The 13,739-nt window shown below is 71.6% G+C and carries 15 protein-coding genes; 5 read left to right on the top strand and 10 right to left on the bottom strand.

Annotated elements, in window-relative coordinates:
• Positions 1–6: 6 nt before the first annotated feature.
• The 3 genes from DDJ31_RS28350 to DDJ31_RS28340 are packed head-to-tail and all read right to left on the bottom strand — an operon-like array spanning position 7 to position 1,911.
• Positions 7–768, bottom strand: coding sequence for a DUF3710 domain-containing protein (locus tag DDJ31_RS28350; protein WP_127177551.1), 762 nt, complete (start codon positions 766–768; stop codon positions 7–9).
• 1 nt (position 769) lies between these two features.
• Complete coding sequence (gene dut, locus DDJ31_RS28345) at positions 770–1,321, bottom strand: dUTP diphosphatase (protein WP_127182571.1); 552 nt, start codon at positions 1,319–1,321, stop codon at positions 770–772.
• Positions 1,322–1,326: 5 nt separating this feature from the next.
• Complete coding sequence (locus DDJ31_RS28340; RefSeq protein ID WP_127177552.1) at positions 1,327–1,911, bottom strand: PaaI family thioesterase; 585 nt, start codon at positions 1,909–1,911, stop codon at positions 1,327–1,329.
• Between the two features lie 58 nt (positions 1,912–1,969).
• Between DDJ31_RS28340 and DDJ31_RS28335 the strand changes: the two genes are divergently transcribed.
• Positions 1,970–2,434 (top strand): DUF3093 domain-containing protein, encoded by a 465-nt coding sequence (locus tag DDJ31_RS28335; protein ID WP_127177553.1) that lies wholly within the window; start codon positions 1,970–1,972, stop codon positions 2,432–2,434.
• Between the two features lie 138 nt (positions 2,435–2,572).
• Here the strand turns inward: DDJ31_RS28335 and DDJ31_RS28330 are convergent, their stop codons facing one another.
• The 4 genes from DDJ31_RS28330 to DDJ31_RS28315 all read right to left on the bottom strand — a co-directional run bounded on the left by DDJ31_RS28330 (position 2,573) and on the right by DDJ31_RS28315 (position 6,103).
• Positions 2,573–3,490, bottom strand: a complete 918-nt coding sequence (locus DDJ31_RS28330; RefSeq protein ID WP_127177554.1) for a hypothetical protein — start codon at positions 3,488–3,490, stop codon at positions 2,573–2,575.
• Between the two features lie 13 nt (positions 3,491–3,503).
• Positions 3,504–3,800: a DUF4193 domain-containing protein gene (locus DDJ31_RS28325; protein WP_005481602.1), complete on the bottom strand. Its 297-nt coding sequence runs from the start codon at positions 3,798–3,800 to the stop codon at positions 3,504–3,506.
• 395 nt (positions 3,801–4,195) lie between these two features.
• Complete coding sequence (locus DDJ31_RS28320) at positions 4,196–5,443, bottom strand: sensor histidine kinase (protein WP_127177555.1); 1,248 nt, start codon at positions 5,441–5,443, stop codon at positions 4,196–4,198.
• A gap of 6 nt (positions 5,444–5,449) precedes the next feature.
• Positions 5,450–6,103 carry a response regulator transcription factor gene (locus tag DDJ31_RS28315; RefSeq protein WP_007387794.1) on the bottom strand — a complete coding sequence of 218 codons (654 nt, stop codon included), beginning with the start codon at positions 6,101–6,103 and terminating at the stop codon, positions 5,450–5,452.
• 412 nt (positions 6,104–6,515) lie between these two features.
• Here DDJ31_RS28315 and DDJ31_RS28310 point away from each other — a divergent pair, with 412 nt between their 5' ends.
• The gene (locus DDJ31_RS28310; RefSeq protein WP_164784887.1) at positions 6,516–6,680 is read left to right on the top strand and encodes a hypothetical protein; all 165 of its coding nucleotides are present in this window, start codon (positions 6,516–6,518) and stop codon (positions 6,678–6,680) included.
• A gap of 162 nt (positions 6,681–6,842) precedes the next feature.
• Here DDJ31_RS28310 and DDJ31_RS28305 read toward each other — a convergent pair whose 3' ends face one another.
• Together DDJ31_RS28305 and DDJ31_RS28300 are read right to left on the bottom strand one after the other, a co-directional pair.
• Positions 6,843–7,658, bottom strand: a complete 816-nt coding sequence (locus DDJ31_RS28305) for an inositol monophosphatase family protein (protein ID WP_127177556.1) — start codon at positions 7,656–7,658, stop codon at positions 6,843–6,845.
• An 8-nt stretch (positions 7,659–7,666) separates the two neighbouring features.
• The gene (locus DDJ31_RS28300; RefSeq protein ID WP_127177557.1) at positions 7,667–8,794 is read right to left on the bottom strand and encodes a ferrochelatase; all 1,128 of its coding nucleotides are present in this window, start codon (positions 8,792–8,794) and stop codon (positions 7,667–7,669) included.
• A gap of 198 nt (positions 8,795–8,992) precedes the next feature.
• Here DDJ31_RS28300 and DDJ31_RS28295 point away from each other — a divergent pair, with 198 nt between their 5' ends.
• A complete protein-coding gene (locus DDJ31_RS28295) occupies positions 8,993–10,231 on the top strand; it encodes an MFS transporter (protein WP_171480914.1) in 1,239 nt (412 codons plus the stop codon).
• Positions 10,191–11,510, top strand: coding sequence for a D-arabinono-1,4-lactone oxidase (locus DDJ31_RS28290; protein ID WP_127177559.1), 1,320 nt, complete (start codon positions 10,191–10,193; stop codon positions 11,508–11,510). The genes DDJ31_RS28295 and DDJ31_RS28290 overlap by 41 nt, the downstream gene beginning before the upstream one ends.
• Here the strand turns inward: DDJ31_RS28290 and DDJ31_RS28285 are convergent.
• Positions 11,434–12,216, bottom strand: a complete 783-nt coding sequence (locus tag DDJ31_RS28285; protein WP_127177560.1) for a hypothetical protein — start codon at positions 12,214–12,216, stop codon at positions 11,434–11,436. The genes DDJ31_RS28290 and DDJ31_RS28285 overlap by 77 nt on opposite strands.
• Before the next feature lie 470 nt (positions 12,217–12,686).
• On the opposite strand from DDJ31_RS28285, the gene sepH reads away from it, so the two are divergent.
• Complete coding sequence (gene sepH, locus DDJ31_RS28280; RefSeq protein WP_127177561.1) at positions 12,687–13,706, top strand: septation protein SepH; 1,020 nt, start codon at positions 12,687–12,689, stop codon at positions 13,704–13,706.
• Positions 13,707–13,739 lie beyond the last annotated feature (33 nt).

The following is a 13,739-nucleotide window of genomic DNA, read 5'->3' as shown; positions in this document are numbered from 1 at the left end:
CTTCGGTCAGCGGACCTCGGTGATCTCCGGACCGCGCTGGAGCTGGCCCATGCCGCCGGAGAAGCGGGAGTTCTCCTCCTGCTGGACGCCCTCGGGGACCATCTGCGCGTCGTTCGGGAGCTTCAGGACGATCGGGTCACGGGGGGCCATCGGGCCCTCGCCGCGGACCACCACGGTGTCCCGGAAGATGTTCTCCAGCAGACCGGCCGCCTGCGGCTGCACCGCGCCCTGCCCGGAGATCACTCCGCGCAGGAACCAGCGGGGACCGTCCACGCCGACGAACCGCACGACCTGGAAGCCGCCCGTGCCGTCCGGCAGCTGCACCGGCACCTGGGCGCGCAGCTCCCAGCCGAGCGGGCCCTCGACCTCGTCGACGATGCCACCCTGCTGGGTGATGCCGCCCGCGATCTCGTCCCGCACCTCGCCCCAGATGCCCTCGCGCTTGGGAGCGGCGAAGGCCTGGAGCTGGACGGCGCTGTCGCGCAGCACGACGGTGGCCGCGACGATCGCGTCGCCCGCGACCTCGACCCGCAGCTCCATGCCGTCGACACCGGGTACGAACAGACCGCCCAGGTCGACGCGGCCCTCGGCGGGGTCACGGACCTCGGTGTCGTCCCACGGTCCGTCCGGCCGGGGCTCCGGCTCCAGCCGCGCGCGCTCGCGCTCGGCCTCCGTGCCGCCCGCCTCAGTGTCGACACTGTCGACGACCTGCTCGGCCTCGCCGGCCGCGTCCTCGGCGGCACCCTTCTTGTTGCGACGTCCGAACACGTCACTGTCCTTCCCGGTCGGATACGACCGAAGCGTATCGATTCCCACCCGTTGGGCCGCCGTCGGCGACCTCACCGATTGTGCTGCCCGTCGGGTCCACCGCGGCGTGACCGCCGGTGGACCCGAAGCCCCCTTCGGCCCGTACCGAGCCGGGAAGCTCCGCGACCTCCTGGAAGCGGACCCTTTCGACCTGCTGGACCACCAGTTGGGCGATCCGGTCGAAGCGCTCGAACCGCACCGTCTCGCGCGGATCGAGATTCACCACGATCACCTTGATCTCCCCACGGTACCCGGCATCAACCGTCCCCGGGGCATTCACCAGGGCGACGCCGCACCGGGCGGCGAGCCCCGAACGAGGGTGCACGAAGGCCGCGTACCCCTCCGGGAGCGCCACAGACACCCCGGTGGGCAGGACGGCGCGCTCACCGGGTGCCAGGGAGCAGTCCTCGGTGGTCCGCAGATCGGCTCCGGCGTCACCGGGGAGCGCGTACGACGGAAGCGGTACGTCCGGGTCGACGCGCCTGATCAGCACGGACAGCGGCTCGCGGCGCACAGGACTCACGGGTTCACCTCGAAGGCGCGGGCGCGCCGGCTCTGGTCCGGGTCGTTCATGGCGGCCCTGATCTCCGCCGGGCGGCCGTTGTCGATGAAGTGCTCGACCTTCACCTCGACGAAGAGGGCGTCGGCGCGCACGGCGACGGGGCCCTCGGGGCCGCCGATCCGTCCGGTCGCGGTCGAGTAGATCTTCCGTCCGGCCACGGCCGTCACCTCGGCCGTCAGGTGCAGCACGGTGTCCACCGGCACCGGCCGCACGAAGTCGGTCTCCAGGCGTCCGGTGACGGCGATCTTCCGCAGCAGCCAGTTCAGCGAGCCGAGCGTCTCGTCGAGGGCGGTGGCCAGCACCCCGCCGTGCGCGAGTCCCGGGGCGCCCTGGTGGGCGGGGCGCACGGTGAACTCCGCGGTGAGGGTGACCCCCTCACCGGCCCGTGCCTCGAGGCGCAGCCCGTGGGGCTGTCCGCCGCCGCATCCGAAACAGTGTTCGTAGTGCGCGCCGAGCAGCTCACCGGGCGCGGGAGCGTCGGGGTGCCGCACGGGTTTCACCGCGTCGGCGGGAGGCTCAAGAGCTGCGGATGTACGACTCACAGCCGCAGACCTTACCCGCGCGTCGGCCGGTTCAGGACACCGTGCCAAGCTTGGCTCCATGCAGCTCTCCGCCGCCCCGTACGAAGAACGCCTCACGGCCCCCAGGTCCTGGTGGCTGATCTCCCTCATGGTCGGGGTCGCCCTGGCCCTGATCATGCTGCCGTTCGGCACGCTTCCGCTGCTCGGCGGCCTGGTCGGCGGCACCGCGGTGGCCGCGGTGATGGCGAGCGCGTACGGCTCGGTGCGGATCCGCGTGGTGGGCGGCTCGCTGATCGCGGGCGAGGCGAAGATCCCGCTGTCGGCGCTGGGCCCCTCCGAGATCCTGGACGCCGATGAGGCCCGCGCCTGGCGGACCCACAAGGCGGACACCCGCGCCTTCCTGCTGCTGCGGGCGTACATCCCCACCGCGCTGCGGGTGGAGGTCACCGACCCCCAGGACCCGACGCCCTACCTGTACCTGTCGACGCGCGAGCCCGAGAAGCTGGCCGAGGCGCTGCGCGCGGGCCGCGAGGCCGCCGGGTAGACGGCGACCGACGGGCAGGACCGACCACGCGGGCGCTGACACACATCAGCGCCCGAGCTTTTTCCGGGACGACGGTCACTGCGCGGGCCCTGGAGCGGCCGGCACCCGGCATCGCGGAGGCCGGACGGTCGGGGCGGGTCAGCTCCCGAGTTCCTTGGGGGGCAGCAGACCCGCGTCCAGCGGGTCGGGCGGGGTCTCCAGGGGCGGCAGCTCCGGCAGCTCCTCCCACGGCACCTGGGCGGCGCGGAGGTCGGTGCGGACCCGGGCGGCGAGCTTTCTGGTGTCCCTGCGGTTCATGAGCGCGCCGACGGCGGCCCCGACCATGAACGGCATCAGGTTCGGCAGGTCGCGCACCATGCGCTTCATGATCTGCTGGCGCATCTGCTGCTTCATGTGACCGTTCATCGCCGACTTCACCGTCGACGGTCTGGTCACCTGGATACCGCGCTGCCCCGACCAGGCGCTCAGATACGCGGTGCTGCGCTGCTTCAGATTGCCCGGCGGTCTGACGCCGTAGACCTCGTACAGCTCGGCGATCAGTTTCAGCTCGATCGCGGCGACGCCGGTGATCTCGGCGGCCAGTTCGGCGGGCATGGCCGGCGGTACCGGCATCATGGCGGCCGCTCCGATGCCCGCGCCGACGGTGGCGGTGGCGCTCGCGGCGCCCGTCACGAGTTTGTCGGCGAGTTCCTCGGGGCCGAGTCCGGGGAACTGTCCGCGGAGCGTCGCGAGGTCGCGTACGGGGATCCGCGGGGCGTTGTCGATGATCCGGTCCGCCAGGTAGCCGAGGCCCGCCCTGGCGCGGCTGCCGCCCTTGCGGGCGCCCTCCCGGACCTTGTCACGCAGCACCGCCGCCCGTCGCCTGGCGACGGGTGCGGGTGCCTCGTGGGACGGCGCCGGGAGGTCAGCCCCGCCGGCCGTCGGTTCGAGCGAGGCCGATCCGTCGGATGAGCCCCGCCCGTTGTCGTCACGTGCGCCTCGGGAGCCGTCGGACGGCTCCTTGTCCGCTCCCGACAGGGGGAAGCGGCGCTTCCGGGGAGGGGTCGAGCCAGTCACGGCCGACCCGCCCTCAGTCGCAGTCGCGGCAGATCGGCTGGCCGTTCTTCTCTCGGGCCAGCTGGCTGCGGTGGTGCACGAGGAAGCAACTCATGCAGGTGAACTCGTCCTGCTGCTTGGGCAGGACCCGGACGGCCAACTCTTCGTTCGAGAGGTCCGCGCCGGGAAGTTCGAGGCCCTCTGCGGCCTCGAACTCGTCGACGTCGACCGCCGACGTCGACTTGTCGTTTCGCCTGGCCTTGAGTTCTTCAAGGCTGTCCGAGTCGACGTCGTCGTCGGTCTTGCGTGGGGTGTCGTAATCCGTTGCCATGTCGCTCTCCCCCTCTGGGTGTCTGCGGTGTCTCCAGCGCACGTAACGCGTGAGAGGCCGGACTTGTGCCCGACCTGAGGCGGAGATTTTGCCTCACATCAAGGTCTGTTACTCAATCGACACCCAACCGGACTCCTCAAGAGTGATCGGCTTGGATGGCGAACGGGACCGTACACGGTCCCAATGCCGCACTTCAAAGGCGTCTCACCGTGTACTTCCCGTGAACAAGACCCACGAAAACCCGGATTATCCAGGCTTTCCGGGGGGGTGGAAGATCACTGAGAGTAGATGGCCGGAAAATCGCCCTTGTGATCGATCACACACGGAACCGCTTTTCTCGTGCCCAGAAAATTCCGCGCAAAGCGAACATCCCCCGTGTGTCGGCGGCCATGATCTCAGATCGGCAGGGTGACCCGCATCACGAGCCCACCTCCCTCACGCGGCTGTGCCGCGATGTGCCCTCCGTGCGCCCGTGCCACGGACCGCACGATGGACAGGCCCAACCCGACCCCCTTGTCACTGCCCGTGCGCTCGGTGCGCAACCGCCGGAACGGCTCGAAGATGTTGTCGACCTCGTAGGCCGGGACGACCGGACCCGTGTTGGAGACGACCAGGACCGCCTGACCGTGCTGCACGTCGGTGGTGACCTCCACCCAGCCGTCCTGCGGGACGTTGTAGCGCACCGCGTTCTGCACGAGGTTCAGCGCGATCCGCTCCAGCAGCACACCGTTGCCCTGGACCACCGCGGGTTTCTGCTCCCCGCGGATCACCACGCCCTTGGCGGCCGCCTCCGCGTGCACCTGGTCGATCGCCTGCTCGGCGACCTCCGCGATGTCGACCGGTTTGCGCTCGACGATCTGGTTGTCGCTGCGGGCGAGCAGCAGCAGGCCCTCGACGAGCTGCTCGCTGCGTTCGTTGGTGGCCAGCAGGGTCTTGCCGAGCTGTTGCAGCTCCACCGGCGCGTTGGGGTCGGAGAGGTGCACCTCCAGGAGCGTGCGGTTGATCGCGAGCGGGGTGCGCAGCTCGTGCGAGGCGTTGCCGACGAAGCGCTGCTGCGCGGTGAAGGCCCGCTGGAGGCGCTCCAGCATCTCGTCGAAGGTGTCGGCCAGCTCCTTCAGCTCGTCGTCCGGGCCGTCGAGCTCGATCCGGCGGGAGAGGTCCGAGCCGGCCACCGCGCGGGCGGTGCGGGTGATCCGGCCGAGCGGCGAGAGGACCCGGCCCGCCATCGCGTATCCGAAGGCGAAGGCGATCACCGCGAGGCCCAGGAGGGCCAGCAGGGAGCGGCTGAGGAGGTGGTCGAGGGCCACCTGGCGCTGCTGGTCGACGCACTGGGCGATCACGTCGTTGAAGTCGGACAGCGGCAGCGAGGAGCTGTTGATCGCCGGGCAGTCGTCGCTGGTGACCTTGATCAGGGTGCCGCTGACGATCTTGAACGGCGGCTGGTTGCCGGTGTTGATCGCCTGCGCGGCCAGCAGGTAGATGATCGACAGCAGCAGGATGCCGGCGATCAGGAACATGCCGCCGTACAGCAGCGTCAGCCGTATCCGGATGGTCGGGCGCAGCCACGGGAAGGGCGGTTCGGGCTTCTTGGGGTCCCAGGTGGGCTTGGGCGGCGCGGTGGGGAGCGCGGGTGTTGCTGCCATCGGGGATCAGATCCGGTAGCCGGAGCCGGGCACGGTGACGATGACGGGCGGCTCGCCCAGCTTGCGGCGCAGCGTCATCACGGTCACCCGCACGACGTTGGTGAACGGGTCGGTGTTCTCGTCCCAGGCCTTCTCCAGGAGCTGCTCCGCGGAGACCACGGCGCCCTCGGAGCGCATCAGCACCTCGAGGACGGCGAACTCCTTCGGCGCGAGCTGGACCTCCTTGCCGTCGCGGAAGACCTCGCGGCGGTTGGGGTCGAGCTTGATCCCGGCGCGCTCCAGGACGGGCGGCAGCGGCACGCTGGTGCGCCGGCCGAGGGCGCGCACCCGGGCGATCAGCTCGCTGAAGGCGAAGGGCTTGGGGAGGTAGTCGTCGGCGCCGATCTCCAGGCCCTCGACGCGGTCGCTGACGTCGCCGGAGGCGGTCAGCATCAGCACGCGGGTGGGCATGCCCAGTTCGACGATGCGGCGGCAGACGTCGTCGCCGTGGACGAGCGGGAGGTCGCGGTCGAGGACGACCACGTCGTAGTCGTTGACCCCGATGCGCTCCAGGGCGGCCGCGCCGTCGTACACGACGTCGACGGCCATGGCCTCCCGGCGCAGTCCGGTGGCCACCGCATCGGCGAGCAGCTGCTCGTCCTCGACGACGAGTACACGCACGTCCGTTGTCCTTCCTGATGTCCACCCGCGTAGCGCCGGTCGGCGCCCGCTGGCAGGGGTCTTCCCGGGTGTCGGGCTCCATCCTGCCCTTTTCGGCCATAAGTCGGCGGTAAGGCGGGGTACGGAGCATGAAGAACGGGTGTGAGGCCCGGGAATGCGAGATTTTCTCGTCGGGTTGAGGTTTCCGTGGAAGGGACGGCGGGGAGGACCGTTCATACCCCGCGATCACGCTCTGCTAGTGCCGCAACACCATGCGGCACGGCGCAATCCGCTTTCCGCAGAGTGGGCGCGGGTGTCCGGCACCGTCGCCGCCCGGCGCGGCTGCGCCGGGCACCTGTGGAGACGTGATCGCCCCTTCCTAACGGCACACCCCCGTGCCACAGACCCACGACCCAGGACGAGGGGGCGCAGCATGGACGCATTCACCGCAGGACTTCTGCAGCGCATAAGGGCGACCGAGACCGATCTGACGCGGGCTCGTGACGAGGGCGACGACTTCCTCGTCGAGGTGGAGCAGGGTGAGCTCGACGACCTGCGCCGCCTGGCCGCCGAACACGGTGTGGAGGTCAGCGCCTAGCGTCTGACCGGCAGGAACCGCGGGGATCGTCGCTCGCGGGCGCGTTGAGCTTGTCGCAGGGCGGAGGGCCTCCGGTGAATCCAGCACCGGAGGCCCTTCCGTTTGCCCCGGGGTCAGGGGTCTGTCCCGGGGAGCAGGCGCCCGTCCCGGGGATCAGACGTCTCAGTCGTGCCAGGCGCCGAGGGCTTCCAGGTGCTGCTGGAGGGGTTCGAAGACGCCGGGGGTGGCGGCGATCGTCAGATCGTGTCCCGGGCGTTCTCCGGGGCGGCCGCCGGTCCTGGCGCCCGCTTCCCTGGCGATCAGGTCGCCCGCCGCGAGGTCCCAGGGGTGCAGGCCGCGTTCGTAGTAGCCGTCCAGGCGTCCGGCGGCCACGTCGCAGAGGTCGACGGCGGCCGAGCCGCCCCGGCGGATGTCGCGCAGCAGCGGGATGAGGCGGTGGGCCACCTCGGCCTGGTGGGTGCGGACCTCGGTGACGTAGTTGAAGCCCGTGGAGACCAGGGCCTGGTCCAGGGGCGGTGCCGGGCGGCAGGCGAGGCGCCGTTCGCCCTCCCACGCGCCGGTGGCCCAGGCGCCCGCGCCGCGCACCGCGTGGTACGTCTCGCCGCGCATCGGGGCCGCCACCACTGCGACGACCCGTTCGCCGTCCTGTTCGGCGGCGATGGAGACCGACCAGGTGGGCAGCCCGTAGAGGTAGTTGACGGTGCCGTCGAGGGGGTCGACGACCCAGCGGATGCCGCTGGTGCCCTCGCTCGACGCGCCCTCCTCGCCGAGGAAGCCGTCGTCGGGGCGGTCTCCTGCGATCAGGTCGGTGATCAGCTTCTCCGCCGCGATGTCCATCTCGGTGACGACGTCGATGGGGCTCGACTTGGTCTTCGCCACGGCCAGGTCGGCCGGGCGGCCGTCGCGCAGCAGGGTGCCCGCGCGCCGGGCGGCCTCCTGGGCGAGGGCGAGCAGGTCCGAGTGCAGGGGGTCGGTCACGGGGCTCCTCACGCGTACGGGCTGTCGGCGCCCGCGGCCGCGGGGCGTGGGTTCCTGGCCGGGCAGCAGCCGGCCGGGCAGACGTTGTGGCTCGGCCCGAGGGCGCCGAGGGCGCACGGGGTGACCGTCAGGCCGCGTTCCACGGCCGCGCGCTCCACGACGAGGTCGCGGACGGCGGCGGCGAAGCGCGGGTCGGCGCCGACGGTGGCGGAGCGCCGTACCGGCAGGCCCAGTTCGGCGGCTCTGGCGGTGGCCTCCGTGTCGAGGTCGTAGAGGACCTCCATGTGGTCGGAGACGAAGCCGATGGGGGCCATGACGACGGCCGGGACGCCGGCCGCCCGGCGCTCCTCCAGGTGGTCGCAGATGTCGGGCTCGAGCCAGGGGATGTGCGGGGCGCCCGAGCGGGACTGGTAGACGAGCTGCCAGGGGTGTTCGACGCCGGTGCGGGCGGTCACCGCGTCGGCGATCAGCCGGGCCACCTCCAGGTGCTGGCGGACGTAGGCGCCGCCGTCCCCGTGGTCCTCGGCGGGGCCCGAGGTGTCGGCCGCGGCGGTGGGGATGGAGTGGGTCGTGAACGCGATGTGGGCGCCGTCCCTGACCTCGTCGGGGAGGTCGGCCAGGGAGGCGAGGACGCCTTCGGTCATGGGCTCGACGAAGCCCTCGTGGTTGAAGTAGTGCCGCAGCTTGTCGATCCTCGGCGGGACCAGGCCCTCGGCCTCGAGGGCGGCCAGCGACTCGGCGAGGTTCTCGCGGTACTGGCGGCAGCCCGAGTAGGAGGCGTAGGCGCTGGTGGTGAGGACCAGGACGCGGCGGCGGCCGTCGGCGGTCATCTCGCGCAGGGTGTCGGTCAGGTAGGGCGCCCAGTTGCGGTTGCCCCAGTAGACCGGCAGGTCGAGACCGTGGTCCGCGAAGTCCTCGCGGAGGGCCTGGAGCAGGGCGCGGTTCTGGGCGTTGATCGGGCTGACTCCGCCGAACAGGAAGTAGTGGCTGCCGACTTCCTTCAGGCGTTCCGTGGGGATGCCTCGCCCGCGTGTCACGTTCTCCAGGAACGGGACCACGTCGTCCGGGCCTTCGGGGCCGCCGAAGGAGAGCAGGAGCAGGGCGTCGTAGGGGGTGGCATCGCGCGCTTCTGGCATGCCTCGATCCTGCCACCCGGCTCTGACAGCCCGGAAACGGCGGGGGGGTGGGTCGGGGATCGGCCCGAATGACCGGGTGCATTAGGGTGACCTCACTCGTAAGCTGTATCAGCCGCTTTGGCACCTTACTGAGCTGTCTCGTCCACGCCGCGCCGGAGCCGCCGTACGCGCGCGTGCCCGTACCCCTTCGGAGACCCCGTGCCCAGCCCCTACCGCGCCCTGTTCGCCGCCCCAGGCTCCAAGGGGTTCTCCGCCGCGGGGCTTCTCGGCCGGATGCCCCTGTCGATGATGGGCATCGGCGTCGTCACGATGATCTCCCAGGTCACCGGGCGGTACGGGCTGGCGGGCGGCCTCTCGGCGACCATCGCGCTCTCCGCCGCCGCCCTCGGGCCGCAGATCTCCCGGCTGGTGGACCGGCACGGGCAGGCCCGGGTGCTGCGCCCGGCGACCCTGGTGGCGCTCGTCGCGGCAGCGGGGCTGCTGTGCGCGGCGCACTTCGGGAGCCCCGACTGGGTGCTGTTCGTGTGCGCGGCCGGGATCGGCGCGGTGCCGAGCCTCGGCGCGATGGTCCGGGCGCGGTGGGCCGCGCTGTACCGGGGCACGCCCCAACTGCACACCGCGTACTCCTTCGAGTCCGTGATCGACGAGGTGTGCTTCATCTTCGGGCCGATCATCTCCATCGGCCTGTCGACCGCGTGGTTCCCGGAGGCGGGTCCGCTGCTCGCCGCCTGCTTCCTCGCGGTCGGCGTCTTCTGGCTGACGTCGCAGCGGGCCACCGAGCCCGTGCCGCATCCGCGCGAAGATCGGGGCGGCGGCAGCGCGATGCGCTCCCGGGGGCTCCAGGTGCTGGTGGCCACCTTCGTGGCGACCGGCACGATCTTCGGGGCGGTGGACGTGGTCACCGTGGCCTTCGCCGACGAGCGCGGCCACAAGAGCGCGGCGAGCGTCGTGCTGGCCCTGTACGCGGCGGGTTCGTGTCTGGCCGGGGTGGTCTTCGGGCTGCTGCGCTTCACGGGGGCGCCGGGGCGCCGCTGGCTCCTGGGCATCTGTGCGACGGCCGTGAGTATGATCCCCCTCCTACTGGTCGGGAACCTGCCGTTTCTGGCCGTGGCGCTCTTCGTCGCGGGCCTGTCCGTCGCTCCCACGATGATCACGACGATGTCCCTCATCGAAGAGCACGTACCACGCGCGCAGTTGACCGAGGGCATGACCTGGGTGAGCACCGGCCTCGCGGTCGGGGTCGCGGTCGGTTCCTCCGTGGCCGGCTGGGTCATCGACGCGGCCGGGGCGCGGGCCGGGTACGGGGTTCCGGCGGTGTCCGGGGCCGTCGCGGTCGCGGTCGGTTTCCTCGGGTACCGCCGGCTCAACAAGCCGGCTCCGGGTCGGGGAGGCACCGTTGGGCAGCACAGCGAGCGGCAGGAACGGAACGTGGCGTAACTGGGGCGGTACCGTCGCCGCGCGGCCGGCGCGGGAGGTGACCCCGGCCTCCGTCGAGGAGCTGGCGGCGGCCGTGCGCGGGGCGGCCGAGGACGGCCTCACGGTGAAGGCGGTGGGCAGCGGGCACTCGTTCACGTCCATAGCGGCCACCGACGGTGTATTGATACGCCCTCAACTGTTGACCGGGATACGCGACATTGATCGCGACAACATGACCGTCACGGTCGAGGCGGGTACTCCGCTCAAGAGACTCAACCTGGCCCTGGCGCGCGAGGGCCTGTCGCTCACCAACATGGGCGACATCATGGAGCAGACCGTCTCGGGCGCCACCAGCACCGGCACCCACGGCACCGGCCGCGAGTCGGCCTCGATCGCCGCGCAGATCAGGGGACTCGAACTCGTCACCGCCGACGGCGGGGTGCTGCGCTGCTCCGCCGAGGAGAACCCGGACGTCTTCGCCGCCGCCCGGATCGGCCTGGGCGCGCTGGGCGTCGTCACGGCCATCACGTTCGCCGTCGAGCCGGTCTTCCTGCTCACCGCGCGCGAGGAGCCGATGCCGTTCGACCGGGTCCTCGCCGAGTTCGACGCGCTGTGGGCGGAGAACGAGCACTTCGAGTTCTACTGGTTCCCGCACACCGGCTCCACCAACACCAAGCGCAACAACCGCAGCGCGGGTCCCGAGCGGCCGGTGAGCCCGGTCAGGGGCTGGATCGACGACGAACTGCTCTCCAACGGCGTCTTCCAGGTCGCCCAGTGGGTCGGCCGCGCCGCGCCCGCCTCCGTGCCGACCATCGCCCGGGTCTCCAGCCGGGCGCTGTCCGCGCGCACCTACACGGACATCCCCTACAAGGTGTTCACCTCACCGCGCCGGGTGCGCTTCGTGGAGATGGAGTACTGCGTCCCGCGCGCGGCCGTCACCGAGGTGCTGCGCGAACTGCGCACCGTGATCGAGCGGTCCGGGCTGCGGATCAGCTTCCCGGTCGAGGTGCGGACCGCGCCCGCCGACGACATCACGCTCTCCACCGCCTCGGGTCGGGAGAGCGCGTACATCGCCGTCCACATGTTCCGCGGCACGCCCTACCACGCCTACTTCACCGCCGCCGAGCGCGTCTTCACCGCGCACGAGGGCCGTCCGCACTGGGGCAAGGTGCACACCAGGGACGCGGAGTACTTCGCCGAGGTCTATCCGCGCTTCGGGGAGTTCACGGCGTTGCGGGACCGGCTCGACCCTGATCGGCTGTTCCGGAACGACTACCTGCGGAGGGTTCTGGGGCCGTAGCCGACGCGCTGGGCGCGGGGGTGAGGACCGTGCCGTCGCCGGAGGCGCTCGGGGTGGGGGCCGGGGTGGAGCTGCCGGGCGTGCCGCCGTCCCCGCCGGGGGTCGGGGAGCCGTCGGAACCGCCCTGGCCAGCGTCGGAGGACGGGGTCGGCGATCCGGAGGCCGGTCCTTCGGCGCCGCCGTCGCCCGAGCCGGGCTCCGACGAGGGGTTCGAGGGCTCGGGCGTCGGGTCCGAGGACGAGGTCCTGCCGGTGACGGCGTCACTGACCGTCGTCCCGCCCCGGCCGCTGAAGCTGCTGCCCGACACCAGCTCGTAGGTGGTGATCCCGGCCATCGTCACGCCGAAGACGACGGCGGCCGCGACCACCGGGCGCCGCCAGCTCCTGACCCGGGCGCGGTAGACGGTGCCCTCGGTGAACTCGCCCGGCGCGGGCGACGGCTGGTGCGGGGCGCGGGCCGGGACGCCGACCTCTCTGATCTGCCGGCCGGTGTGCCGGAAGAAGTGCTGGAAGACGCTGCCGCCGCAGGTGGCGATCACGCTGACGACGCCGGCGCCGAGGATCGTGCCGTAGACCCCGAAGGACGAGGCGAGCTTGGCCGCGATCACCGCGGCGACGGCGCTGCCCGCCACCTGGGGCAGGCTCAAGTCCAGTTTCCTTCCGGTCCCCTGCTCCGACTCCTCGCTCGTATCGGGCCTTTCACGCATTCCGGGACCTTGCCTACCTTTCACGTACCTCGTCAACCAACTGCACGAGAAAGGGACGTACGGACGAAACCAATAGTTCCGTTTCTGGTGATTGCGTGAAGTACGCCACGTTCAAGATCCCCGAACCCCGGCGGCGGGCGCCCAAGTCCCCGCCCTCACCAGAAGTTGAGGGCGCGCCAATCCACGCACGTGGTCCGAATGGAGTACTGTTGCGAGCCCTGGGTCAAGCCTCCCGCCAGGGCGTACGGGGCCTTGACGGACCGCCGGGAGGAGGCTTGTTGCACAGGGTGACGGAGTTAGTCACTTAGCGTTGCGAATAGGTAACCGTGCCATAACGGCGTTCCCGGGCCCACGCCCGACACGCCGGGCAACTCGGCAAGGTTGTGGCAGGCTGCACCCGGGCAGGCCACACTCGACTAGCGGAAGCAGCGACGCACGTGACGTCGGCAGGCACCACCCGGGAGGTCCCCATGCCCGAACTGCGTGTCGTGGCCGTCTCCAATGACGGCACACGGCTGGTGCTCAAGGCTGCCGATTCAACGGAGTACACCCTCCCCATCGACGAGCGGCTGCGCGCGGCCGTCCGTGGTGACCGGCCACGCCTCGGCCAGATCGAGATCGAGGTGGAGAGCCACCTCCGCCCCCGTGACATCCAGGCGCGTATACGTGCGGGAGCCACCGCGGAAGAGGTCGCCCAGCACGCCGGCATCCCCGTCGACCGGGTGCGCCGTTTCGAGGGCCCGGTGCTCGCGGAGCGGGCCTTCATGGCCGAACGCGCCCGCAAGACCCCCGTCCGCCGTCCCGGCGAGAACGCCGCGGGACCCCAGCTCGGCGAGGCCGTCCAGGAGCGGCTGGTGCTGCGCGGCGCCGACAAGGACACCGCCGTGTGGGACTCGTGGCGCCGTGACGACGGCACCTGGGAGGTCATGCTGGCCTACCAGGTCGCGGGCGAACACCACACCGCGAGCTGGACGTACGACCCGCCGCGACGGCTCGTGCAGGCCGTGGACGAGGAGGCGCGCTCGCTGATCGGCGAGTCCGACGACCTCGCCGCGCCGGAGCCCAGCTTCCCGTTCGTGCCGCGCATCGCCCGGCTGCCGCGTGACCGGCCCCTCGACCGGCCGGGTCTGCCGCCGGCGCCGTCGGACGCGTCCGAGGAGGGCGTGAGTGAACGGGACTCCCTGACCAGCCTGTTGGAAGCGGTGCCCAGCTTCCGCGGCGACCTCGTGGTGCCCGAGCGCCCGACCGACCCGCCGGGCGAGGAACTTGAGGACGAGCCCGGCGAGGAGGAGCCCCAGGCGCCCGCCGCGTCGGCGGGCTCCGCGTACGCGGACGTCCTGATGCCCCGGTCGGTCGGCGGCCACCGCGACCGGCTGATCGGCTCGACCGACCGGCAGGCCGAGGCGGACGGCGTCCGGCCGGGCCGCCGCGCCGCGGTCCCGAGCTGGGACGAGATCGTCTTCGGCACCCGCCGCAAGAAGCAGGAGTAACACCCCGCGTCGCAGCCGGGAGGGGCCCGCGCC

This window comes from Streptomyces griseoviridis, from assembly GCF_005222485.1.
Classification (GTDB): domain Bacteria; phylum Actinomycetota; class Actinomycetes; order Streptomycetales; family Streptomycetaceae; genus Streptomyces; species Streptomyces hintoniae.
The sequence above is the reverse complement of the archived record's forward strand: the minus strand, read 5'-3'. Positions and strand labels throughout refer to the sequence as shown.

Excerpts from the sequence above, each read along its gene's own strand:
- DDJ31_RS28335 (WP_127177553.1), top strand. The coding sequence starts at position 1,970 with ATGCAGCTCTCCGCCGCCCCGTACGAAGAACGCCTCACGGCCCCCAGG.
- DDJ31_RS28325 (WP_005481602.1), bottom strand. The coding sequence starts at position 3,800 with ATGGCAACGGATTACGACACCCCACGCAAGACCGACGACGACGTCGAC.
- DDJ31_RS28320 (WP_127177555.1), bottom strand. The coding sequence starts at position 5,443 with ATGGCAGCAACACCCGCGCTCCCCACCGCGCCGCCCAAGCCCACCTGG.
- DDJ31_RS28310 (WP_164784887.1), top strand. The coding sequence starts at position 6,516 with ATGGACGCATTCACCGCAGGACTTCTGCAGCGCATAAGGGCGACCGAG.
- DDJ31_RS28300 (WP_127177557.1), bottom strand. The coding sequence starts at position 8,794 with ATGCCAGAAGCGCGCGATGCCACCCCCTACGACGCCCTGCTCCTGCTC.
- DDJ31_RS28285 (WP_127177560.1), bottom strand. The coding sequence starts at position 12,216 with ATGCGTGAAAGGCCCGATACGAGCGAGGAGTCGGAGCAGGGGACCGGA.
- sepH (WP_127177561.1), top strand. The coding sequence starts at position 12,687 with ATGCCCGAACTGCGTGTCGTGGCCGTCTCCAATGACGGCACACGGCTG.